We start from the raw sequence: 21363 nt of genomic DNA, 5'->3' as shown, positions 1-21363 counted from the left end.
CCTCGCCAGCCGTCTTCTCGGCGAGGGACGGGCGCGCTCATGTCTCCAGAATCGCGTCCGCGACGTCCTGGGGCCGGTCGAGCATCACGAGATGACCGGCGGGCGCGGACACACGCAACGTACCGCCGAGCCGCTCGGCAAGAACTCGCTGCCGATCGAGCCACCCCCGCGAACCACCTTCGTACGCGGCAAGCACCGTGACGGGCGCGTCGAGCGGAACCCGTCCCCGCAGGGAGGCCAGTTCGACGGCCTGATCCCGATAGCGAGCGTTCTCGGCGACGACGGCATGCAGAAAACGGCTGGTGGAGTAGGCGCGGCGAACGAGGTCGCCCGGGGCCGGATCACCACCACTGTGCCGCCCGACGCGAACCGCGGTGCGCCGCAGGAAGGGCCCCAAGAGGCGCGGAACACCCGCGGCGGCCAGCAACGTGCCGCCCACCCGCGTGCACGCGTCCGAGAACTCGGGGACCCTCCTGCCCCGGGGCGCCTCCTCGACGCTGGAGTCGACGAGCACGAGCCCGGCCGTCCGCTCCGGAAACAGCCGGGCGAACGCCTCGCAGTGGAACCCGGCGAGCGAGTGCCCCACCACGGTCGCGGGCACACCGGTCCCGGCCGCGTCGAGCACGCGCGCGATGCGCTCCGCCTCACCGGTGAGCGTGGGCCACGCGCGCGCGTGGCCGCTGAGCCCGAGCCCCGGCCGATCAAAGCGGACGACCGTACGGTACGGGGCGAGCAGCGGAACCACGGGATCCCAGTCGAACCACGCCATCCCCAGCCCGGCGCTGAGAAGGCACACGGGCCCGGTGCCGTCGACACGGATGTGGTGAGGCACTCCAAAGACGCGTACGAAGGTCATGGGCGGGCGTCTCCAGGACCGGACGGGGTGCGGTGGCTGTCGTATACGTCCGGGATCCGAAGCCGTACGCCGGGTGTCGTGGGGCGCGGCAGCGAGACGGCGAGGAAGGTCAGCCACACAGCGATGACGCCCACCTGAAGGCGCTGGGCGACGCCCAGGCCCCAGCCGTCGTGGCCCGCCTCCAGCGCGGCGATGGCGGCCAGCGTCCAGGCAGTGGCGGCCAGTTCGAGCGTCACCAGGGCGGGGCCTGAGCGGGCGAGGGGCGCCCGGGGCGTGTACCGGCGGGCGGTGAGGGTGAGGGCCAGCATGGCGACGAGGATGCCGCACAGGGCGACCGTACTGCTCACGGAGTGCGCGGAATGGGCCGCCGGGAGCAGGCCCGCGCGCTCCTGTGCGGCGCACACCGGATCAGCCGTGGGCGCGCAGCTCAGTGGCAGGCGGGAGTCCACGGCTGTGGCGGCGCCGAAGAGGACGAGCGCGGCCCAGCCTGCTCTTGTCCACCGCCCTGGGGAGGGCAGCCGTAACAGCTCCAGCAGGCCTGCGGCCCCTGCCAGGGTGCCGGCGAGCAGGTCCGTCGTGCGGAACAGGGTGCCGTGGGGCTGGTTCCGGGCGGCCAGTTCGCTCACGTAGGTGTGGGCGGGGGCGAGGTCTGTCGCCAGGACGACCTCAAGTGCCCAGGCGGTGTAGGTGAGCGCGCCGAGGGCCAGGAGGACGGCTGTGGTCGGGCGGAGCTTGATCATTGGTGCCCATGATCGGGGCGGGGAGCTTGTTTCGCATGTCCGTCGACTGCGGGCGAGTGGGGGCCGATCGCGCAGTTCCCCGCGCCCCTGAGGTGAGCGGGGCTCAGTGTCGTATGTCGGCTGTAGGTCGGCGGGGGCCGATCGCGCAGTTCCCCGCGCCCCTGAGGTGAGCGGGGCTCAATGTCGTATGTCGGCTGCAGGCCCGGCGGGGGCCGATCGCGCAGTTCCCCGCGCCCCTGAGGTGAGCGGGGCTCAGCGTCGTATGTCGGCTGCAGGCCCGGCGGGGGCTGGGCGCGCCGTTCCCCGCGCCCCTTAAGAGCAGGGGCTACCGCCCCCCAAGCAAGAAAGACAAATCCCGGGGGTGCTGCCCCGCTTTCAGGGACGTCGGGCGTCGGACCGGCACCCGACCCGAGACGTGAGGGGACGTGTCGGGACGTGCGAGCGCCGCGTTTCCGGGCCCACCCGACTTCCAACAGAGCAAGCTCGGATGTCCCGGCGCGTCCCCGCCCCACCACGAACCCAAGGGGCGCGAGGAACGGCGCGACCAGCCCCCACGCACCCGCAGACAACCACCGGAGGTCACCGATGGGCGGGCGTCTCCACATGCCGCGGAACGCCCCCAGCGACGACACGTCCAACACTGACCGTGCCCCGGCGCCGGTCCACCACATACGCGACCACCGCCACACCCAGACCCAGCACCGCCAGAGCCGCACCCGCCAGCGCAGGCGACGTCGTACCGAAGCCCGCCGCCAACGTGAGCCCGCCGATCCACGCACCACCCGCATTGGCAAGGTTGAACGCGGCCTGATTCGCGGACGAGGCCAACGACGGCGCCGACGACGCCTTCTCCATGACCATCAGCAGAAGCGGTGAACTGGTGACGAACGCAGCAACTCCGAGCAGGACCACAGCCAGGGCCGCACTCCACGCCGCGCCCATGAGGACCGGAAAGAGCGCCAGCACCGCCACGAGGGCGACCAGCCCACCGAACAACGTCCCCCGCATGGACCGATCAGCCAGCCGACCACCCACCAGGTTCCCGATGGTCGCGCCCACCCCGAACAGCGCAAGCAGCAGAGTCACACTGGAGTCGGCATACCCGGCGGAGTCCGTAAGCATCGGCGTGATGTAGCTGTACGCCGAGAAAAGCGCACCGAAGCCCGCAACGGTCGTACCAAGAGCCAGCCACACCGGCAACGACTTGAGCGCGGCCAACTCCCCCCGCAGCCCAACCGCAGGGGCATGAGACTCGTCACGCGGCAACACCAGCGCCAAGGACGCAATGGCCACAAGGCCGATCACACTGACACCCAGGAACGTGGCACGCCAGCCAAAGTTCTGCCCCACGAGCGTCGCGGCAGGCACACCCGCGATGTTCGCGACGGTCAGACCGAGGAACATCAGAGAGACCGCACGAGCCTTGCGCTCAGGGGCGACCATCCCGGTGGCGACAACGGCCCCGACACCGAAGAACGCGCCGTGCGGCAGACCACTGAGGAACCGGGCGGCAAGCAGGGAGTGATGGTCGGGCGCGAAGGCCGAGAGCGTGTTGCCCACGACGAACAGCACCATGAGGCCGATCAGGACCTTGCGGCGGGACATTCGGGCGGTCACCGCGGCGAGCAGCGGGGCGCCGACGACGACACCGATCGCGTACGCCGAGACCAGGTGTCCCGCGGTGGGGATCGAGATACCCAGGTCGTCCGCGACATCGGGCAGCAGCCCCATCATCACGAACTCGGTGGTGCCGATGCCGAAGGCGCCCACGGCTAGGGCGAGCAGGGCCAGGGGCATGAGGGGGCCTTTCAAAGGGTGAGCGGAGTTCCGTACAGCTTATGTTCACCTACGGAACAAAGCGTCCCAGGCCCAGTATTCCCAGGGGTTACGAGCCGGTTGCCGAAAGCTTCACGCGGGCAGCGATCGGAAGATGGTCACTGCCCGTCTCCGGGAGCGTCCAGGAGGTGACCGGCTCGACGCCCTTGACCATGATCTGGTCGATCCGGGCCATCGGGAACGACGCGGGCCAGCTGAACCCGAACCCACTGCCCGCCGCGCCCTGCGTGGAGCGCATCTGCGAGGTGACGCCGTTCAGCGCGCGGTCGTTCATCGTGCCGTTGAGGTCACCGAGCAGAGCGACCTGCGGAAGCTTCTCGTCGGCGATGGCCTCACCGAGCGCGTCGGCGCTCTTGTCGCGCTGGCGCGCGGTGAACCCGGCCTCCATCTTGACCCGCACGGAGGGGAGATGGGCCACGTACACCGCGAGCTTCCCCTCCGGCGCGGTGACGGTGGCCCGCATCGCCCGCGTCCAGCCGAGCTTGATGTCGACCGGCCGGGACTCGCTCAGCGAGTACTTGCTCCACAGGCCGACCGTGCCCTGCACGGAGTGGTACTTGTACGTCGAGTCCAGCGCCTGCTCGTACACCGGCACCGCCGAGGCCGTCAGCTCCTCCAGGGCGACCACGTCGGCGCCGGACGCGGCCACGTCACGGGCCGTACCGGCCGGGTCCGGATTCTCGGCGTTGACGTTGTGCGTGGCGACCGTGAGATTTCCGCCACTGCCGGTCCGGTCGGCGAGCAGTCCGCCGAAGAGGTTGAGCCAGACGACCGCCGGCAGCAGTACGGCGATCAGCGCGGTCGCGGACCTGCGGACCAGCGCGAGGACGAACAGCACCGGGATGAGGACGGCCAGCCAGGGCAGGAACGTCTCCGTGAGACTGCCGAGGTTGCCGATGGTGTTCGGGATCCGCGCGTGCAGCCCCATGACCAGGGCGAGTACGAGGGCGAACGCGGCGAGGACGATGCCCCGGCGCCAGATGCCCCGGTCGTTGCGGAGGGTGGAGAGCAGGCGCCGAAGCCGGGGTTCTCTGCGGTCGGACCCCTGGTCACCGCTGCCCGTCTCCGTCTTGTACGCCTGCGCCATACCGTCGCCTCACCAAGTGCCGTGCACACCATCCCTGCGGATAAGACCCTAGGGGATGATCGCGTTTGTTCTCGCCGTGCCATGACGGCCGTACGGGCACGAGGACGAAAGAGTCGACGTGAGCAGTTCCGGTTGCGCGCCCGACAGGCGCGCTCTGTGACGAAACGCGCATATTCTCACTGGGGTTGGAACCCACATCGGAACCCGCTCCGTCAGCCGCACCGAAACCCGTCGCCGAGCAGCACTCAGCGTCGCGCGACCCCCAGCCCCGCCAGCACCGTGTCGACGATCCGCTCGGGCAGCCCCTCCTCCAGTCCGGCGTCCGGTCGCAGGACGGCGCGTACGAGCATGGGCCCCACGAAGAGGTCGTTGGCCAGCTCCACGTCGACGTCCGCACGGAGTTCGCCGTTCAGTTGACCGCGGCGCAGCACGTCGAACGTCATGCGCCGGCGCGGTTCGATGACGGCCGAGTGGTAGACCTTCCACAGCTTGGGGCTGCTCTTCATCTGCGCGTGGACGTTGTGCATGATCGCCGACGAGCGGTTGGCCAGACCCCGCTGCCGCAGTGATTCGAGCAGGATGACGAGGTCCTCGCGCATGGAGACGCCGGGCAGTTCGGGGTCGGGCGGTTCGGCGGTGCGCAGCACGTCGCAGAAGAGTTCCTCGCGCCCGCTCCAGCGCCGGTAGATGGTGGCCTTTCCCACACCGGCGATACGGGCGACCCGCTCGATGGAGATGTCCGCGAGCGGGACGCCGTCCTCCAGCAGCTTCATGACGCCCTCGACGATCGCGTGCTCGACGGCCTCGCTGCGCGGGCGCCCTCTGGCGGGTCCGCTCCCGCCGGCCGCCCCCGCCTCCTGCTCCGCGCCGCCCACGTCCTCGCTCCGCTCTGTCCGTCCCGCTGTTGCGCCGCCCGTGCTCGGGCAGGCGGCCCCGCTGATTCTCCCCGGTGCGCGGGGAGTTCGATCACTCACCGCCCCGGGCGACCGGATCCTTGCCGTACAGCTCGGTCGACGCAGTCGGCTCGGTCGGCCCAATCGGGTAGGTCGGCTCAGTTGTCCGCGCCCACCAGTTCGGCCTCCTTCTCCTCCGGGGCCGGTGTGCGGCCGGGCAGGAACAGGCCCACGACCACGGCGCCGACGAGGGCGACACCCGCGCCGCACAGGGCCGTGACATGCATCGCGTGCAGGAAGGCGTCGTTGGCCGGGCCGACGAGGGCCTCCCCCTTGGGGCCGAGCTTCGCGGCGAAGCCGAGCGTCGCCTCGATGGACTCGCCCGCGCTGTGCCGGGCCGCGGCGGGCAGCTTGTCCTCGATGCCCGAGCGGTACGCGGCGGACAGGACCGAGCCGAGTACGGCGATGCCGAGGGCGCCGCCGACCTGCCGGAACGTGTTGCTGAGCGCGGAGGCGGAGCCCGCCTTCTCGCGGGGCAGGGCCTGCATGATCACGACGCTGGTGGGCGTCATGATGTGCGCCATGCCGGTGCCCATGAGGAAGAAGATGACCTCGAGGATCCAGATCGGCGTGTCCGCCTCCAGCACGGCGAACGCGGCCAGCATGGCGGCGATGAGGAGCATGCCGCCGGTGGTGGTGGCCTTGTTGCCGAAGCGGTCCACGACCAGCCGGGCGCGCGGCGCGAAGACGAGCTGCGCGACGGCCAGCGGCAGCATCAGCAGGCCGGTCTGCAGGGGCGAGTAGCCGCGCACGCTCTGGGTGTAGAAGACGGCGAAGAAGGTGACGCCCATCAGCGCGAAGAACACGAGCGCGATGGCGCTGATCGCCGCCGAGAAGACCTTGTCCTTGAAGTACGTGACGTCGATCGACGGGTGGCTGCTGCGCTTCTCGAACACCACGAAGCCGACGAGTACGGCGAGTCCGGCGCCGATGGTCGCGAGGACCGTGGGGTCCGTGAAGTCGGCGAGCTGGCCGCCCTTGATGATGCCGTAGACGAGCAGGACGAGTCCGATGACGGACAGCACCACACCCACCGGGTCGATCCGGCCCGGCTTCGGGTCGCGGGAGTCGGGGACGAGCCACACCATCAGGCCCAGCGCGAGGATCACGATCGGCACGTTGATCAGGAAGACGGATCCCCACCAGAAGTGGTCGAGGAGTACGCCTCCGGTGATGGGGCCGATGGCGATGGCGAGGCCGACGCCGCCCGCCCAGATACCGATGGCCTTCGGCTGCTCGTCGCGCTCGAAGACGTTCATGAGGACCGCGAGGGTGGCAGGCATCACAAAGGCGGCGCCGAGGCCCATCACCGCGCGGAACGAGATGAGCTCGACCGGCGTCCCGGAGGAGGCCGCGAGCGCCGAGCCGACACCGAAGACGAAGAGCCCGCCGAGCAGGACCTTCTTGCGTCCGAGCCGGTCACCGAGGAGGCCCGCGGAGAAGAGCAGGCCCGCGAAGACGAGGGTGTAGGCGTTGATGGCCCATTCCAGCTCGCTCTGGGTTGCCCCCAGACCGGTCGGGGCGGGCGTCGAGATGGTCTTGATCGCGACGTTCAGGATCGAGTTGTCCAGGACGACGATCAGCAGGCTCAGCATCAGGACGCCGAGGATCGCCCAGCGGCGCCGGTGCACGGCTTCCGGTATGCGGGGGGCTGGGACGGCGGGAGTTGTCATACCGAAAAGCCTAGAAGACATTCGATACGAGACCGTCTCGTATTTGAAACCCTTTACCGAGACCTTACGGGGCCATGGGGAGCGGGGTGCCCCCGCCGGGGGGAGCGAGGTGCCCCCTCTAGCCGTTCCCTGGCACGAGGTGCCACCATGGAGGGGATCCGGAGACGCCGTGAGGGCGCTTCGAGATGACAGAAGGAGCCGTTGCAATGACGCAGCTTTCGGCTGCCCGGGCGACCACCGACAGCAGCAGTAGGGCGCTGTACGGAGGCAAGGGCACACGCCGCATCACCGTCCGCGACATCACCACCGCCAAGGAGCGCGGCGAGAAGTGGCCGATGCTCACGGCGTACGACGCGATGACCGCGTCCGTCTTCGACGAGGCCGGCATCCCGGTCATGCTCGTCGGCGACTCGGCGGGCAACTGCCACCTCGGGTACGAGTCGACCGTGCCCGTCACCCTCGACGAGATGACCATGCTCTCGGCGGCCGTCGTACGGGGCACCTCGCGCGCCCTGATCGTCGGCGACCTGCCCTTCGGGTCCTACCAGGAGGGTCCGGTGCAGGCGCTGCGCTCGGCGACCCGGCTGGTGAAGGAGGCCGGGGTCGGGGCGGTGAAGCTGGAGGGCGGTGAGCGGTCCCACCGGCAGATCGAGCTGCTCGTGGAGTCCGGTATCCCGGTGATGGCGCACATCGGTCTCACCCCCCAGTCCGTGAACTCCATGGGGTACCGCGTCCAGGGGCGCGGCGAGGAGGCCGCCCAGCAGTTGCTGCGGGACGCCAAGGCGATCCAGGACGCGGGTGCGTTCGCGGTCGTCCTCGAACTGGTTCCCGCGGAGCTGGCCGCCGAGGTGACCCGGACGCTGCACATCCCCACCGTGGGGATCGGGGCGGGGCCGGACACCGACGCGCAGGTTCTCGTCTGGACGGACATGCTCGGGCTGACCGGGGGCAAGATGCCTCGGTTCGTGAAGCAGTACGCCAATCTGCGTGAGGTCATGGGCGACGCGGCGAAGGCCTTCGCCGACGACGTCGTCGGCGGAACGTTCCCTCAGGAGGAGCACTCCGTCCACTAGTCCACTGCGGCACCAGGCAGCCCGCCGATCTTCCCCCGTCGGCGGGCTGCCTTTTTGCTCCGCGGGGGGGGCACGTTGTTCGACTGCGGCCTTTAAGGGGCGCGGGGAACTGCGCGAGCAACCCCCACCGACCCGCACCCGACATCGGACCGAGCGGCTGTCGGTGGGATGTCGGTGGTTTGTCGGTGGCGGCTGACACCTTTGCGGCATGACGCGAATCGACAAGAACCCCAGCGGCGGAAACGCCGCCGTCTCCGTACGGGGGCTGGTCAAGCACTACGGCGAGACCAAGGCACTGGACGGCGTGGACCTGGACGTCCGCGAGGGCACCGTGATGGGTGTGCTCGGACCGAACGGCGCCGGCAAGACCACCCTCGTACGCATCCTGTCCACCCTCCTCTCCCCCGACTCCGGCGCGGCGAGCGTCGCCGGCTACGACGTCATACGGCAGCCGCGGCAGCTGCGCCGTGTGATCGGTCTCACCGGTCAGTACGCCTCCGTCGACGAGAAGCTCCCGGGCTGGGAGAACCTCTACATGATCGGCCGTCTCCTCGACCTGCCGCGCAAGGACGCCCGCGCCCGCGCCGACGAACTGCTTGAGCGCTTCTCGCTCACCGACGCGGCCAAGCGGCCGGCGAGCACGTACTCCGGAGGCATGCGGCGGCGCCTGGACCTGGCCGCGTCGATGATCGGGCAGCCCTCCGTGCTCTTCCTCGACGAGCCCACCACCGGTCTCGACCCGCGCACCCGCAACGAGGTGTGGACCGAGATCAAGCGCATGGTCGGCGACGGTGTCACCGTGCTGCTCACCACCCAGTACATGGAGGAGGCCGAGCAGCTCGCCTCCGAGCTGACCGTCGTGGACCACGGCAAGGTCATCGCGGGCGGCGCCATCGAGGAGCTGAAGGCGAAGGTCGGCGGCCGTACCCTGCGGGTCCGCCCGGTCGATCCGCTGCAGCTGCGGCCGCTGGCCGCCGCGCTCGACGAGCTGGGCCTGACCGGCCTCGCCGCCAGCACCGTGGACACCGAACGCGGTGCCGTCCTGGTCCCGATCCTCAGCGACGAGCAGCTGACCGCCGTGGTCGGCGCGGTCATCGCGCGCGGCATCACGCTCTCCTCCGTCACCACCGAACTGCCCAGCCTGGACGAGGTGTTCCTGTCCCTCACCGGTCACCGCGCCAGTGCCCCGCAGGACGCGACGCCCGCCCCCGACCTCGAGGAGGTCGCCGTATGAGCGCCACCACTCTTTCCACCGCCGACCTTTCCGCCGCCGACGTCAAGGCGGACGGCCGGATCCCGCTGCGCGGTCATCTGCGCCACACCGGCGCCCTCGTCCGCCGCAACCTGCTGTGGATCCGGCAGGACCCCGAGTCGATGTTCGACGCGCTGCTGATGCCGGTCGTCTTCACCCTGCTGTTCGTGTACGTCTTCGGCGGCTCGATCGGGCAGGCCCTGGGCGGCGGCCAGGACGGGTACGTGCAGTACGTGATCCCCGGCATGATCGCGATGATGAGCATGACGCTGTCCCAGGGCGTCGGCACCGGCTTCAGCCAGGACTTCAACTCCGGTGTCATGGACCGCTTCCGGTCCCTGCCGATCGGGCGCGGCTCGGTGCTGTTCGCGAAGGTCTCCGTGGAACTCGTGCGCATGCTGTTCGCGACGACCGTGCTGATGATCGTCGCCGTACTGGTCGGGTTCGACATCAACAGCTGGCCCGGTCTGTTCGCGGCCGTCGGCCTGGCCGCGGTGTTCGCCTCGTCGATCATGTGGGTGTTCCTCACCCTGGGCGTGATCCTGAAGAACGCACAGTCCGTGCAGGCGATGGGATTCCTCGTGCTGTTCCCGCTGCAGTTCGGCTCGTCGATCTTCGCCCCGACGGCGTCCATGCCCGGCTGGCTGCAGGCGTTCACCGACTACAACCCGCTGTCCACGCTCGCCGACGCGGCCCGCGGACTGATGGTGGGCGGCCCGGTCGCGCACGATCTGTGGGTGACCCTCGGCTGGTCGGTGGCGATCACCGCCGTGATGGCGCCGGTCGCGATCCACAAGTTCCGTACCAAGAGCTGACGTTCACGTTCGTGCGGACCACGGCACGTCCACGATCCGCGTCGTCAGACCAGGGCGGCGGCCTCTTCGACGGAGAGGCCGCCGCCCTCCGCGTACGCGGTCTCGTACGTCTCGTCGTCGAGGGCGGCGCGCACGACCTTCTCGGCGCGCTCCCGCACATGGCGTTCGATCGCGGACCGGAAGTGGCCGTTGGGCAGCAGCCCGTCGGCGGCGCCGAGGCAGCGGGCGGCGTCCCTGACCCGTTGTCCGCCGTCGGCGCCGGACAGCGCGAGGGCTGCGGTGGCCAGATGCGCCGACATCATGTTCGGCGAGATCATGAGGCTCAGCGGGTCCTGCCCCCGCTGCAGGGCACCCCGCGCCCCCGTCACCGCCCTCTCGTACAGCCCGTCCACGGCGTCCAGCCAGGCCTCCACCCCGAGCACGTACGCGTCGAAGACCACGAAGTGGACGGCGGCGAACTCCTCGCGCATCCGGTCCATCTGGGCGCGGGCCTCGGCGAGCCGGCCGCTGCGGCCGAGCCACATCGCGAGGAAGAGCCGGGCCGCGGGCATCGCCTCGTTGCGCGCTCCGTAGCCCTGTTCCAGGACGTCGCGGAGCAGCCGCTCGCCCCGCTCGGCCTCCCCCGAGTCGATGAGCACGCTGCCGAGGCGGGTGGTGAGTATGGCCGTCTGGGCGCGGGCACCGAGGCGTTCGGCGTGGGTGATGGCCGCTCTGTAGTCCGTCGCGGCGAGTTGGTACTCGCCCTTGCGTTCACGGGCCTCACCCCGTGCGGAGAGCGCCTCGGCGGCGCCCCAGCCGTCCCCGATGCGGACGAAGATCTCCAGCGACTCGTCCGCGTCACGGGTCGCGTCACCGGCCCAGTCGGCGCGGTTGGCCAGGATGTTGGCGCGCATGTGCAGGGCCCCGGCCAGTTCCCACTGGTAGCCGAGCTCCCGGCAGGTGGCGACGCTCGCGTCGATGACCTCGCGCAGCCGGTCCATGTCGCCGGTCAGCATCACGGCGTAGAACCAGAGATAGCCGGGGTTGCGGCAGACCTGTGGGAGCCCGGGACGGTAGGCCTGGGTGATGGCCAGCAGCTTGGCCTCGGCCTCCGGGGTCTGCCAGGTCTGCAACTCCAGGTCCATACACGCGAGATGGAGGAGGTGGACACCGCGCCGGGCCTCGGCGAGGACCTCCGGACGCATCGGTGGCGGAGTCGCGGTGCACGGTTCGTAGAGCGGGACGGCGGGCTCGGCGGGCGGTGCGAACGGGTCGGGGCCGAGCGCCATGATCTCGCGGGACCAGTTGCGTGCCGCCGTGCGCAGGTCGCGGATCTGCCAGTACCAGGCGAGGGACAGGACGAGGCAGAGCGCCTCCTGTTCGTCGCGGGCGGCGACGGCGTGCTGAAGTGCGGCGCGCGTGTTCTCGCCCTCGATCTGGAGCAGTTCGATGGCCGCGCGCTGGCCGGGGCCGCGCAGCTCCGGGTCGGTGGTGCGGGCGAGTTCGCGGTAGTACGTGAGGTGGGCGCGCTCGGCGGCGGGGCGCTCGCCGGACTCGTCGAGCCGCTGCCCGGCGTACTCGGCGACGGTCTCCAGGAGCCGGTAGCGCATCTCGCCGTCGGCCCCGCCCAGCGGGGAAGGGGCCGCGACGACAAGGGACTTGTCGACGAGCGAGCCGAGCAGTTCCAGGGCGGCGGGTCCGCAGACGGCCTCGGCGGCGGCGAGGTCGCAGCCGCCGGCGAAGACGGACAGCCGCCGCAGCACGTCCCGTTCGCCCTCGTCGAGGAGGTCCCAGGACCAGTCGACGACGGCACGGAGTGTCTGCTGGCGCGGCAGGACCGTACGGCTGCCGGAGGTGAGGAGGCGGAAGCGGTTGTCGAGGCGGTCGGCGATCTGCCGCGGGGTGAGCATCCGCAGCCGGGCGGCGGCCAGTTCGATGGCCAGCGGCAGTCCGTCGAGCCGCCGGCAGATCTCGGCGGCCGCCTCCGGGTCGTCCTCGACACGGAAGCCGGGCCGCGCTGCGGCGCCCCGGTCGGCGAGCAGTTTCAGCGCGTAGGGCTCGGGCAGCGGTTCCACCGGCCGCAGCAACTCCCCCGGTACGCCGAGGGGTTCGCGGCTCGTGGCCAGTACGGTCAGTCCGGGGCAGCGTTCCAGGAGCTGTTCGACGAGGCGGGCCGCGGCGTCCACGACGTGTTCGCAGTTGTCGAGGACGATCAGCATGCGGCGGTTGGCGCAGTGCTCGGTGAGCCGGACGAGCGGGTCGTCGTGCCGGTCGGTGACGGCCCGCATCTCCTCGGCACCGGCGCCGCGCAGCACGGTCTCCCGCGCTCCGACCGCGGTGAGCACGGCCTCGGGTACGGCCTCCGGGGCGTCGACGGGCGCGAGTTCGGCCAGCCACACCCCGTCGGGCACGGACGCGGCGATGCTCTCGGCGGCCTCCTGGGACAGCCGGGTCTTGCCGGCCCCGCCGGGCCCGAGCAGTGTGACGAGGCGGGCGGATCCGAGGTCGCCGCGGATGGTCTCCAGGTCGGTGTGCCGACCGACGAAGGAGGTGAGCCGCGCGCGGAGGTTGCCGAGGCCGCGGTCGCGGGTGCCGGACAGGGCATCCGGCTCGGGCGGCTGCTCGTACGACGTCGGCCGGTGTCCGTTCTCACTCGCTTCCCCCCGCAGCAACTCCCCGTGCAGCGAACGCAGTTCGGGTCCCGGGTCGGTGCCGAGCCGGTCGGCGAGGAGCTGTCGTACGGATTCGTAGCCCGCCAGTGCCTCCGCGGTGCGGCCCGCGTCGCGCAGGGCGCGCAGGCGCAGGACCTGGAGGGGCTCGTCCAGGGGGTGTTCGTCGCTGAGGGCGGTGAGGTCGGGGAGGTACTGCTCGGCCTGGCCGAGGGCGAGGGCCGCGGTGAGGCGGGCACGGTGGGCGTCGAGGCGGCGGGTCTCCCAGCGGGAGGACTCGGCGGTGCGGTCCGGGAGGTCGGCGAGGGCGGGGCCGCGCCAGAGCGCGAGGGCGTCGTCGAGGACGACGGCCGCCTTGCCGGGGTCGCCGTCGGCGAGCGCGCGGACGCCCTCCCCGGCGAGCCGCTCGAAGCGGTGCAGGTCGATGTCGTCGGCCGCCGCGCACAGCCGGTAGCCGCCCTCGGCGGAGGCGATCGCGTCCGCGCCGAGCGCCCTGCGCAGCCGGCCCACCAGGGCCTGCAGCGCGCCGGTGGCGTCGGCGGGCGGATCGGCGCCCCACACCTCGTCGACCAGTACGGCCGCGGGCACGGTCCGTCCCGGCCGCAGGGCGAGCACGGTCAGCAGGGCACGCAGCCGCGCCCCGCCGACCGGGACGGGGGTGCCGTCCCCGCGGAGTGCCTGGGTGGTGCCGAGAATGCGGTAGCGCACGGGGTCCATTGTCTCCGGTGGTCTCAGCACGGGTCGCGGGGTTCCTGCGGAGTGGCGCCCGGGATGTAGATCGTGAGGAGGACACCGGTCTCCGCGGCGCCCTCCGATGTACGGGTTTGTGGCAGTCCGGACCACTTGGCCCAGGTATCGGACAGACGCGGCGACCGCTCCCCGGGTACGGGTTCGCACTGCGCCCGCCTGCCCGCGTGGAACACCTGCCACGACCTCATGGGTCCACCCTCTCCGGAACTCACAGGCGATCGCGAGACGTTTTCGGCATACGCCCGGTACGGTCGGGCACGCCCCTCAGCATGAAGCCCGCTGAGCGAACCCCAGGGAGCCCGACCCCATGACCACCGCCACCACCCGCCACAGCGACCGGCGGATCAGCCCCGTCTTCCTCGGGATCGTGGCCGTCACCGCGGTGACGGGATGGGCCACCTGGACGGGCTTCGCCGAGCAGCCGGGCGTGGCCGTCTTCCTGTTCGTGACGGCGGCGTGGATCGTCTCTCTCTGCCTGCACGAGTACGCACACGCGCGCACGGCCCTGCACAGCGGCGACATCTCGATCGGCGCGAAAGGGTATTTGACCCTCAACCCTCTCAAATACACCCACGCGCTGCTGAGCATCGTGCTGCCCGTCATCTTCGTGATGATGGGCGGTATCGGTCTGCCGGGCGGCGCGGTCTGGATCGAGCGGAACCGGATCCAGGGCCGCTGGAAGCACAGTCTGATCTCGGCGGCGGGCCCGCTGACGAACGTGCTGTTCGCGGTGGTCTGCACGGCCCCGTTCTGGCTGGACGCGCTGGACGGCGTACCGGCCGACTTCCAGTTCGCCCTCGCCTTCCTCGCGCTGCTCCAGGTCACGGCCGCGCTCCTGAACTTCCTGCCGGTGCCGGGCCTGGACGGCTACGGCATGATCGAGCCCTGGCTGTCGCACAACATCCGCCGCCAGGTGGAGCCCCTCGCGCCCTTCGGGCTGCTCCTCGTGATCGCCATCCTGTGGATCCCGGCGGTGAACGGTGTGTTCTTCGACGTGATCGACGCGCTGCTGCGCAGCCTGAACATCGACGAGTTCCAGACGTACTGCGGGCAGAACCTCTACCGCTTCTGGACGGACACCAACCAGTACTGCTCGGTCAGCCCGTGACGGTCGGCGACTGGCGGCGCGCCCTGTCCCGGCGCAGGTAGTACCAGGTCATGTTGGACGAGAGCCCCGCGAGCAGCACCCACACGATCCCCAGCCAGCTGCCCTGGACGAAGGAGACGACGGCCGCGGCGGTGGCCAGCAGGCAGACGACGAGGGCGTAGAGGGCGAGTCGGGACATGGGGTGCGGCTCCTGTCGGTTCCTGTCGTTGCTGCCGGTCCCGTCGAAGGGCAGGTCCCGTCGAAGGGACACGGTCCGGTCGGGGGGACACTGCTGCGTCCAGTGTCCCCCACGTCCGGAGCCCGTCCGCACGCGCTCCGTCCGGAACGCGCCGCCCGAACTACACGTCGGTCACCCGCAGACCCGCGTGGGCCTTGTACCGGCGGTTCACCGAGATCAGGTTCGCCACCAGCGCCTCGACCTGGTGGGCGTTGCGCAGCCGTCCGGAGAAGACCCCGCGCATGCCGGGGATGCGGCCGGCCAGCGCCTGGACGATCTCGACGTCCGCGCGCTCCTCGCCGAGGACCATGACGTCGGTGTCGATCTCCTCGATCTCCGGGTCCTGGAGGAGGACCGCGGAGAGATGGTGGAAGGCGGCCGTGACCCGCGAGTCCGGCAGCAGGGCGGCGGCCTGCTCGGCCGCGCTGCCCTCCTCGGGCTTCAGCGCATACGCGCCCTTCTTGTCGAATCCGAGCGGGTTGACGCAGTCGACGACGAGCTTGCCGGCCAGCTCCTCGCGCAGCGACTCCAGCGTCTTGCCGTGTCCGTCCCACGGCACGGCGACGATCACGATGTCGCTGCGGCGGGCGGTCTCGGCGTTGTCGGCGCCCTCGACGCCGTGGCCGAGCTCGTCGGCGGCGGCCTGCGCGCGCTCAGCGGCCCGTGAACCGATGATCACCTTCTGGCCGGCCCGCGCCAGCCGGTAGGCGAGGCCCTTGCCCTGCGGACCGGTGCCGCCGAGTACGCCGACGACGAGCCCGGACACGTCGGGAAGGTCCCAGGGGTCCTTCGCGGGCGCCTTCTGTGCACTGTCAGTAGAGGTCATGGGCCGACTTTACGTGCGCGATTCGCGTCCGCGGCGGTCAGGTGAGCCCCGTCACTGGCACCCTGCGGAACACGATGGTCTCGTACGCGCCGAAGTCGCCCGTCTCGTAGAGGAGTCCGACGGTGTCGTCGTCGACGCGGACGAGATCGGAGTACCCGGCGGGCAGCCCGTCCACGGTGTGCGCGGGCCGCCAGGTGACGCCGTCGTCGGTGCTGGCGCGGATCGTCATGAGGGCGCGGAACCCGGGGTCGGCGGGCCCGGAGTAAAGCAGGACGTCCGGATCGCGGAGCTGGAGCACGCTGCCCTCGACAACCGGTCCGGTGAGGCCTGCCTGCGGCCGGAAGGGCTTGACCAGGCTCTGGCCGCCGTCCCGCGAGTAGGCGTCGGCGCGGGTGCCGGGGGCGGTGGAGTCGGTGCGGGTGTTGAAGTAGACGCGTCCGTCGGGGAGTTCGGTGGCGGTGGTCTCGTTCACGTTGATGTAGTTGTCGGTGTTGTCGTCGACGTACCCGATGCGCCAGGTCTCGCCGCCGTCGTCGCTCAGTAGACAGTGCCCGCCGTTGTACTTGCCCTCGGTGCCGGTGTCCTTGCCGGCCGGCGGGAGGGAGTGGTTGGCGGGGACGACGACCCGGCCGGTGCTCAACCGGACGGCGTGGCCCGGGGTGGTGGCGTACCACCGCCAGGTGTCCTTCTTCGTCTGCTTGGTGATCTCCTTCGGGCTCGACCAGGTGAGACCCTCGTCGTCGCTGTGCTGGACCCAGACGCGGCGTCCGTCGGCGGCGCTCACCTTGCCTCGGCGGATGGCGTCCTCGGTGGCGAGGGCGGCGTTGCGGAGGTGGACGAGCAGGACGCGGCCGGTGTCGAGGACGACGGGGGCCGGGTTCCCGGAGAGCGCGTCGCCGTTCTTGGCGGCGACCTGGAGCGGGCCCCAGGTGAGGCCGCCGTCCGTGGAGCGCTTCAGCACGATGTCGATGTTCCCGAAGTCGTCGCGGGAGCCGACCCGGCCCTCGCAGAAGGCCAGCAGGGTGCCCCCGCCGGTGGCGACCACGGCCGGGATGCGGAAGCTCGCGTAGCCCTCCTGTCCCGCCCGGAACGGCACGGATGTCTCAGTACTGGCCATGGAACCCTCCCTTACCGACTCGGACGGACACTCTGCCCACCCCGGGCGAATTCATGGTGAACTCCACCTGACGAGTGGCCGGTTGCGGCAGGATGCGTGCGCATGGATGCCGTACGGGTCGCCCTGTTGCGCGAAGTGCTCGCCGGAACCGAGTGGCCGGGTGCCACGCGGCGGTTCGCGGGAGCGCTGCGGTCCTCCGTGCTGCCGCACGGGGGCGGACTGCTGCTGGTGGGGACGGCGGAGTACGAACCCTGGCACCTGGCCGCGCACCTCGTGGACGAGGCCGCCTGGTCGGGCACCCCGGAGCTGACGCCGACGCTCGTACGGCACGGGGCGCGGCCCGGGGATCCGGCCCAGCTGGCCGTCGGACTCGGCCGGATCGAGGCGGCCCGGCGGGGCGAGACGCTCCTCGTCGTGGCGCCGGACGCGCCCGGCGCCCCGCTCCTGGAACGGGTCCACGACGCCCGCCGGGCCGGTGCGACGGTCCTCGCGCTGGACTGCGGCGACCGTGAACTGCACGCGATGGCACACGAGGCGCTCGCCGTGCCGTCGGAGCCGGACCTCGACCTGGACACCGTGCAGCACCTGGTGAGCGCGGCGGCCGGGGAGAACTCTCTGCCGTCCCCGCGGGGCAGGCGGCGCCTGCGGGACCGGCTGTCACGGCTGGCGGACCAGTTGACGTCTCCGCCGCCGGCACGGTGGTGACGTACGCGCCGGTGCCGCTGTAAAGGTCACCTGCTCGCCGGTGCCGCCGTGCCGGTGAGCTGCTCGTCGGTGCCACCCTGCCGGTGAGCTGCTCGTCGGCGGCCCGAAGGTCCTCCGCGGTGGAAAATCGGTTGTCCCCGTCGGGGCCGCGCCGGACCATGGCACCTCGTGACGGAACCCGATTGCGACACCCCCGAATCCGCCCCCGGCCCGGCGCCCTCGCGCCTGCGCGCGCTGCTGCCCGATCTGGCGCCGTGGCGGACCTCCGCCGACTTCCGGCGGCTGTGGGTGGCCGGGCTCGTCACCAACTTCGGCAGCTTCCTGACCTTCGTCGCGCTGCCGGTGCAGATGAAGGATCTGACCGGTTCCGTGGTGGCCGTCGGCGCGATCGGCGCGGTGGAACTCGTCCCGCTGATCGTGTTCGGGCTGTACGGCGGAGCGCTCGCCGACGCCCTGGACAAACGGAAGCTGATCCTCTGGACGGAGGTGGGGCAGGGACTGCTGAGTGCCGTGCTGCTGGTCAACGCGCTGCTGCCGGATCCCCTGGTGTGGCCGTTGTACGCCGTCGCCGCGCTCTCCTCCTCGCTCGTCGCCGTCCAGCGGCCCGCCCTGGACGCGCTCACGCCGCGCATCGTGCGGCACGAGCACCTGCCCGCGGCCGCCGCGCTCAACTCGTTGCGGTGGACGGTCGGCGGGGTCGCGGGCCCTGCGGTCGCGGGGCTCGTCGTGGCCTACGCCGGGCTCGGCTGGGCCTATGCAGCGGACCTGGCGACCTTCGTGGTGTCGGTCGCGCTCGCCGTGGGCCTCGCCTCGTCGCCTGCCTCCCACGAGGCCGCGAAGCCGTCACTGCGGTCGATCCTGGAGGGCGCGCAGTACGCGTGGAGCCGCAAGGAGCTGCTGGGTACGTACGCCATCGACCTGGCCGCCATGTTCTTCGCGTTCCCGCTGGCCGTGCTGCCCTTCCTCGCGGACGAGCTGGACGCGGAGTGGTCGCTGGGCCTGATGTACGCGGCCCTGCCCGCCGGGGCGCTGCTGGTGAGCCTGACGAGCGGGTGGGCCTCCCGGGTGCACAGGCACGGGCGGATGGTGGTGCTGGCGGCCGTGTTCTGGGGGCTCGCGATGGTGGCCGCGGGGGCCGTTCACGATGTGTGGCTGGTCCTGCTGTGCCTGACGCTCGGCGGGTGTTTCGACATGGTCAGCGGGATTTTCCGCGCGGCGATGTGGAACCAGACGATCCCGGACGAGCTGCGGGGGCGGCTGGCGGGCATCGAGCTGCTCTCGTACTCGGTCGGGCCCCAGCTGGGACAGGTACGGGCCGGCGGCATGGCCGCGTGGATCGGTGTGCGGGGGTCCGTGTGGGCCGGGGGTCTGCTGTGCGTGGCCGCGGTGGGGGCGCTCGCGTTGTGCCTGCCGAAGCTGATGACGTACGACGTCCGGACGAACGAGCACGCGGTGCGGATGAAGGAGGCGCGGGGGAAGGTTTCGGCCGGTTCGTAGGCTGCGGGCCGGTGGGGGCTTGTCGCGCAGTTCCCCGCGCCCCTGAAAGCGGGGCCGCGCCCCTGCTTTTGCCTTTGGGGGCGCGGGGAACTGCGCGATCAGCCACGACGGACCCGCAGGTTCATGACGACCCCTCCGGCGGAGCCGTCAGTCGTCGTCCGTGCCCCGCGCGGCGGAGTCGTGCCAGCGGGGGTCGTTCTCCCATTCGAGGTTGCGCTCTCGGGCGATCTCCATCGCGTGCTCGGCCTCGCCGCGAGACGCGTACGGGCCGAACCGGTCCTTGCCCGGGCAGTCGGGCCCCTCTTCGACCTTCTTGTGCTCCAGGCAGTAGTACCACTCGCCCGGCTTCCCGACGGTCCGCTTCTTGAACAGGGCCATGGCTGAGGCTCCTTTCGCCAGGGACATCGTCCCCCACCACCCGCTGGTTAGACTCGCTGGCATGTCTGGCCAGTCGCTGCTCGTACCAGGGGAGCTTTCTCCCACCCGTCCCGTGCCGGGAAACATCAGGCGTCCCGAGTACGTGGGCAAGCCCGCGCCCACGCCGTACACCGGAGGGGAGGTCCAGACCCCGGAGACGGTCGAGGCGATGCGTGTCGCGGGGCGGATCGCCGCCCGGGCGATGGCCGAGGCCGCGAAGCTCATCGCGCCCGGCGTCACCACGGACGAGCTGGACCGGGTCGCCCACGACTACATGTGCGACCACGGCGCGTACCCGTCCACGCTCGGCTACCGCGGCTTCCCGAAGTCCCTGTGCACCTCCGTGAACGAGGTCATCTGTCACGGCATCCCGGACTCCACGGTCCTGCGGGACGGCGACATCATCAACCTCGACGTGACGGCGTACATCGGCGGTGTGCACGGCGACAACAACGCCACGTACCTCGTCGGTGACGTGGACGAGGAGTCGCGGCTGCTCGTCGAGCGGACCCGTGAGTCCCTCGACCGTGCCATCAAGGCCGTCAAGCCCGGCCGGCAGATCAACATCATCGGCCGGGTCATCGAGTCGTACGCGAAGCGGTTCGGGTACGGGGTCGTGCGGGACTTCACCGGGCACGGCATCAACTCGTCGTTCCACTCGGGGCTGATCATCCCGCACTACGACAGCCCGCACGCGACGACCCTGATCCAGCCGGGGATGACGTTCACGATCGAGCCGATGCTGACGCTGGGGACGCACGAGTACGACATGTGGGACGACGGGTGGACCGTCGTGACGAAGGACCGGAGGCGGACCGCTCAGTTCGAGCACACGCTGGTCGTCACGGACAGCGGGGCCGAGGTGCTGACCCTGCCGTAACCGCCCTTTTCCCTACCGAGTTCCACACCAAGCCGCCCGCTCGTACAGAGGGGCGGCTTTTTTATGTGGATCGGGTGGGGATCCGGGGTACGGTTTTACCGACAGGACGTCGGGAAACCTGTTGACTTAGGTAAGCCTAACCATACAAGATGGGCCCGGCTCTCGTCCCCCTTCGGCCCCGGAGGTCTTCATGAACTCGTCGAGCACACCGTTCTCGACGCTCATCCGTACCGCGTCTCACGAGCAGCACGGGCAGGCGCACGACTCGACGTTCATGAGCGAGTTGCTGGGCGGCAGGCTGGGCGTGGACGCGTACACGCGCTACACCGAGCAGCTGTGGTTCGTCTACCGGGCGCTGGAGGAAGGCGGGCGCGAGCTCGCCGGCGATCCCGTGGCCGGGCCGTTCATGCGCCCCGAGCTGGTGCGGGTGGCCGCGCTGGAGCGGGACCTCGCGCATCTGCGGGGCCCGGACTGGCGCGAGGGTGTCACCGCGCTGCCCGCGACCGAGGAGTACACGGCACGGATCACCGAGTGCGCGCGCACGTGGCCCGGTGGGTACGTGGCGCATCACTACACCCGTTACCTCGGCGACCTCTCCGGTGGCCAGGTCCTGCGGAGCAAGGCCGAGCAGACGTGGGGCTTCGCGCGCAAGGGGGACGGGGTGCGGTTCTATGTGTTCGAGGACATCGGGAACCCTGCCGCGTTCAAGCGGGAGTATCGCGAGCTGCTCGATGGTGTGGCGGTGGATGATCTGGAGAAGCAGCGGATCATTGCCGAGTGCAAGAGGGCGTTCGCGCTCAATATCGCGGTCTTTGTTGCTTTGGGGGAAGAGTTCCGCATCAGCGCGTGAGCGCTCCGCTGGGTGCGTTGATCGTTGGGTGCGGGCCGGTGGGGGCTTGTCGCGCAGTTCCCC

20 protein-coding genes are annotated in these 21363 nt (G+C 70.8%); 8 read left to right on the top strand and 12 right to left on the bottom strand.

The window, feature by feature from the left end; genetic code table 11:
• Positions 1–37 precede the first annotated feature (37 nt).
• The 6 genes from JEQ17_RS33215 to JEQ17_RS33190 form a co-directional block, all read right to left on the bottom strand.
• Complete coding sequence (locus JEQ17_RS33215) at positions 38–856, bottom strand: alpha/beta fold hydrolase (RefSeq protein WP_200398694.1); 819 nt, start codon at positions 854–856, stop codon at positions 38–40.
• A complete protein-coding gene (locus tag JEQ17_RS33210) occupies positions 853–1596 on the bottom strand; it encodes a DUF998 domain-containing protein (protein ID WP_200398693.1) in 744 nt (247 codons plus the stop codon). The genes JEQ17_RS33215 and JEQ17_RS33210 overlap by 4 nt, the downstream gene beginning before the upstream one ends.
• A 579-nt stretch (positions 1597–2175) precedes the next feature.
• Positions 2176–3393 (bottom strand): MFS transporter, encoded by a 1218-nt coding sequence (locus tag JEQ17_RS33205; protein ID WP_200398692.1) that lies wholly within the window; start codon positions 3391–3393, stop codon positions 2176–2178.
• Between the two features lie 88 nt (positions 3394–3481).
• A complete protein-coding gene (locus JEQ17_RS33200) occupies positions 3482–4519 on the bottom strand; it encodes an endonuclease/exonuclease/phosphatase family protein (protein ID WP_200398691.1) in 1038 nt (345 codons plus the stop codon).
• A 245-nt stretch (positions 4520–4764) separates the two neighbouring features.
• Positions 4765–5394 (bottom strand): TetR/AcrR family transcriptional regulator, encoded by a 630-nt coding sequence (locus JEQ17_RS33195; protein ID WP_234048471.1) that lies wholly within the window; start codon positions 5392–5394, stop codon positions 4765–4767.
• Positions 5395–5570: 176 nt separating this feature from the next.
• Positions 5571–7145, bottom strand: coding sequence for an MFS transporter (locus tag JEQ17_RS33190; RefSeq protein ID WP_200398690.1), 1575 nt, complete (start codon positions 7143–7145; stop codon positions 5571–5573).
• Between the two features lie 206 nt (positions 7146–7351).
• Between JEQ17_RS33190 and panB the strand changes: the two genes are divergently transcribed.
• The 3 genes from panB (at position 7352) to JEQ17_RS33175 (ending at position 10285) form a co-directional block, all read left to right on the top strand.
• Positions 7352–8218: a 3-methyl-2-oxobutanoate hydroxymethyltransferase gene (gene panB / locus JEQ17_RS33185; protein WP_200398689.1), complete on the top strand. Its 867-nt coding sequence runs from the start codon at positions 7352–7354 to the stop codon at positions 8216–8218.
• Positions 8219–8426: 208 nt separating this feature from the next.
• Positions 8427–9452: an ATP-binding cassette domain-containing protein gene (locus JEQ17_RS33180; RefSeq protein WP_200398688.1), complete on the top strand. Its 1026-nt coding sequence runs from the start codon at positions 8427–8429 to the stop codon at positions 9450–9452.
• Positions 9449–10285 (top strand): ABC transporter permease, encoded by an 837-nt coding sequence (locus JEQ17_RS33175; protein WP_200398687.1) that lies wholly within the window; start codon positions 9449–9451, stop codon positions 10283–10285. Before JEQ17_RS33180 ends, JEQ17_RS33175 begins: the two co-directional genes overlap by 4 nt.
• A 44-nt stretch (positions 10286–10329) precedes the next feature.
• Here JEQ17_RS33175 and JEQ17_RS33170 read toward each other — a convergent pair whose 3' ends face one another.
• Complete coding sequence (locus JEQ17_RS33170; protein WP_200401855.1) at positions 10330–13650, bottom strand: BTAD domain-containing putative transcriptional regulator; 3321 nt, start codon at positions 13648–13650, stop codon at positions 10330–10332.
• 14 nt (positions 13651–13664) lie between these two features.
• Positions 13665–13871, bottom strand: a complete 207-nt coding sequence (locus JEQ17_RS33165; RefSeq protein WP_200398686.1) for a hypothetical protein — start codon at positions 13869–13871, stop codon at positions 13665–13667.
• A 119-nt stretch (positions 13872–13990) separates the two neighbouring features.
• On the opposite strand from JEQ17_RS33165, the gene JEQ17_RS33160 reads away from it, so the two are divergent.
• Positions 13991–14791 carry a site-2 protease family protein gene (locus JEQ17_RS33160; RefSeq protein ID WP_200398685.1) on the top strand — a complete coding sequence of 267 codons (801 nt, stop codon included), beginning with the start codon at positions 13991–13993 and terminating at the stop codon, positions 14789–14791.
• Here the strand turns inward: JEQ17_RS33160 and JEQ17_RS33155 are convergent.
• The 3 genes from JEQ17_RS33155 to JEQ17_RS33145 all read right to left on the bottom strand — a co-directional run bounded on the left by JEQ17_RS33155 (position 14781) and on the right by JEQ17_RS33145 (position 16951).
• Positions 14781–14969: a hypothetical protein gene (locus JEQ17_RS33155; RefSeq protein ID WP_200398684.1), complete on the bottom strand. Its 189-nt coding sequence runs from the start codon at positions 14967–14969 to the stop codon at positions 14781–14783. The two genes, JEQ17_RS33160 and JEQ17_RS33155, sit on opposite strands and share 11 nt — an antisense overlap.
• A gap of 160 nt (positions 14970–15129) precedes the next feature.
• A complete protein-coding gene (gene npdG, locus JEQ17_RS33150; protein WP_055612268.1) occupies positions 15130–15834 on the bottom strand; it encodes an NADPH-dependent F420 reductase in 705 nt (234 codons plus the stop codon).
• 37 nt (positions 15835–15871) lie between these two features.
• The gene (locus tag JEQ17_RS33145; RefSeq protein ID WP_200398683.1) at positions 15872–16951 is read right to left on the bottom strand and encodes a sialidase family protein; all 1080 of its coding nucleotides are present in this window, start codon (positions 16949–16951) and stop codon (positions 15872–15874) included.
• Between the two features lie 102 nt (positions 16952–17053).
• Between JEQ17_RS33145 and JEQ17_RS33140 the strand changes: the two genes are divergently transcribed.
• Positions 17054–17656: a hypothetical protein gene (locus JEQ17_RS33140; protein WP_200398682.1), complete on the top strand. Its 603-nt coding sequence runs from the start codon at positions 17054–17056 to the stop codon at positions 17654–17656.
• A gap of 168 nt (positions 17657–17824) precedes the next feature.
• Positions 17825–19153: an MFS transporter gene (locus tag JEQ17_RS33135; RefSeq protein ID WP_200398681.1), complete on the top strand. Its 1329-nt coding sequence runs from the start codon at positions 17825–17827 to the stop codon at positions 19151–19153.
• A 147-nt stretch (positions 19154–19300) separates the two neighbouring features.
• Here JEQ17_RS33135 and JEQ17_RS33130 read toward each other — a convergent pair whose 3' ends face one another.
• Complete coding sequence (locus JEQ17_RS33130; protein WP_200398680.1) at positions 19301–19531, bottom strand: hypothetical protein; 231 nt, start codon at positions 19529–19531, stop codon at positions 19301–19303.
• A gap of 61 nt (positions 19532–19592) precedes the next feature.
• On the opposite strand from JEQ17_RS33130, the gene map reads away from it, so the two are divergent.
• Together map and JEQ17_RS33120 are read left to right on the top strand one after the other, a co-directional pair.
• On the top strand, positions 19593–20450 hold the full coding sequence (gene map / locus JEQ17_RS33125; protein WP_055612264.1) for a type I methionyl aminopeptidase: 858 nt from the start codon (positions 19593–19595) through the stop codon (positions 20448–20450).
• 190 nt (positions 20451–20640) lie between these two features.
• Complete coding sequence (locus JEQ17_RS33120) at positions 20641–21300, top strand: biliverdin-producing heme oxygenase (RefSeq protein ID WP_200398679.1); 660 nt, start codon at positions 20641–20643, stop codon at positions 21298–21300.
• Positions 21301–21363: the final 63 nt, after the last annotated feature.

Origin of the sequence: Streptomyces liliifuscus, assembly GCF_016598615.1 — a bacterium.
GTDB classification, from domain to species: Bacteria; Actinomycetota; Actinomycetes; order Streptomycetales; family Streptomycetaceae; genus Streptomyces; species Streptomyces liliifuscus.
The sequence above is the reverse complement of the archived record's forward strand: the minus strand, read 5'-3'. Positions and strand labels throughout refer to the sequence as shown.

Excerpts from the sequence above, each read along its gene's own strand:
- JEQ17_RS33190 (WP_200398690.1), bottom strand. The coding sequence starts at position 7,145 with ATGACAACTCCCGCCGTCCCAGCCCCCCGCATACCGGAAGCCGTGCAC.
- JEQ17_RS33140 (WP_200398682.1), top strand. The coding sequence starts at position 17,054 with ATGGATGCCGTACGGGTCGCCCTGTTGCGCGAAGTGCTCGCCGGAACC.
- JEQ17_RS33130 (WP_200398680.1), bottom strand. The coding sequence starts at position 19,531 with ATGGCCCTGTTCAAGAAGCGGACCGTCGGGAAGCCGGGCGAGTGGTAC.
- JEQ17_RS33145 (WP_200398683.1), bottom strand. The coding sequence starts at position 16,951 with ATGGCCAGTACTGAGACATCCGTGCCGTTCCGGGCGGGACAGGAGGGC.
- JEQ17_RS33155 (WP_200398684.1), bottom strand. The coding sequence starts at position 14,969 with ATGTCCCGACTCGCCCTCTACGCCCTCGTCGTCTGCCTGCTGGCCACC.
- JEQ17_RS33175 (WP_200398687.1), top strand. The coding sequence starts at position 9,449 with ATGAGCGCCACCACTCTTTCCACCGCCGACCTTTCCGCCGCCGACGTC.
- JEQ17_RS33200 (WP_200398691.1), bottom strand. The coding sequence starts at position 4,519 with ATGGCGCAGGCGTACAAGACGGAGACGGGCAGCGGTGACCAGGGGTCC.
- JEQ17_RS33205 (WP_200398692.1), bottom strand. The coding sequence starts at position 3,393 with ATGCCCCTGGCCCTGCTCGCCCTAGCCGTGGGCGCCTTCGGCATCGGC.
- JEQ17_RS33210 (WP_200398693.1), bottom strand. The coding sequence starts at position 1,596 with ATGATCAAGCTCCGCCCGACCACAGCCGTCCTCCTGGCCCTCGGCGCG.
- npdG (WP_055612268.1), bottom strand. The coding sequence starts at position 15,834 with ATGACCTCTACTGACAGTGCACAGAAGGCGCCCGCGAAGGACCCCTGG.
- JEQ17_RS33215 (WP_200398694.1), bottom strand. The coding sequence starts at position 856 with ATGACCTTCGTACGCGTCTTTGGAGTGCCTCACCACATCCGTGTCGAC.
- JEQ17_RS33165 (WP_200398686.1), bottom strand. The coding sequence starts at position 13,871 with ATGAGGTCGTGGCAGGTGTTCCACGCGGGCAGGCGGGCGCAGTGCGAA.
- panB (WP_200398689.1), top strand. The coding sequence starts at position 7,352 with ATGACGCAGCTTTCGGCTGCCCGGGCGACCACCGACAGCAGCAGTAGG.
- map (WP_055612264.1), top strand. The coding sequence starts at position 19,593 with ATGTCTGGCCAGTCGCTGCTCGTACCAGGGGAGCTTTCTCCCACCCGT.
- JEQ17_RS33120 (WP_200398679.1), top strand. The coding sequence starts at position 20,641 with ATGAACTCGTCGAGCACACCGTTCTCGACGCTCATCCGTACCGCGTCT.
- JEQ17_RS33170 (WP_200401855.1), bottom strand. The coding sequence starts at position 13,650 with ATGGACCCCGTGCGCTACCGCATTCTCGGCACCACCCAGGCACTCCGC.
- JEQ17_RS33180 (WP_200398688.1), top strand. The coding sequence starts at position 8,427 with ATGACGCGAATCGACAAGAACCCCAGCGGCGGAAACGCCGCCGTCTCC.
- JEQ17_RS33160 (WP_200398685.1), top strand. The coding sequence starts at position 13,991 with ATGACCACCGCCACCACCCGCCACAGCGACCGGCGGATCAGCCCCGTC.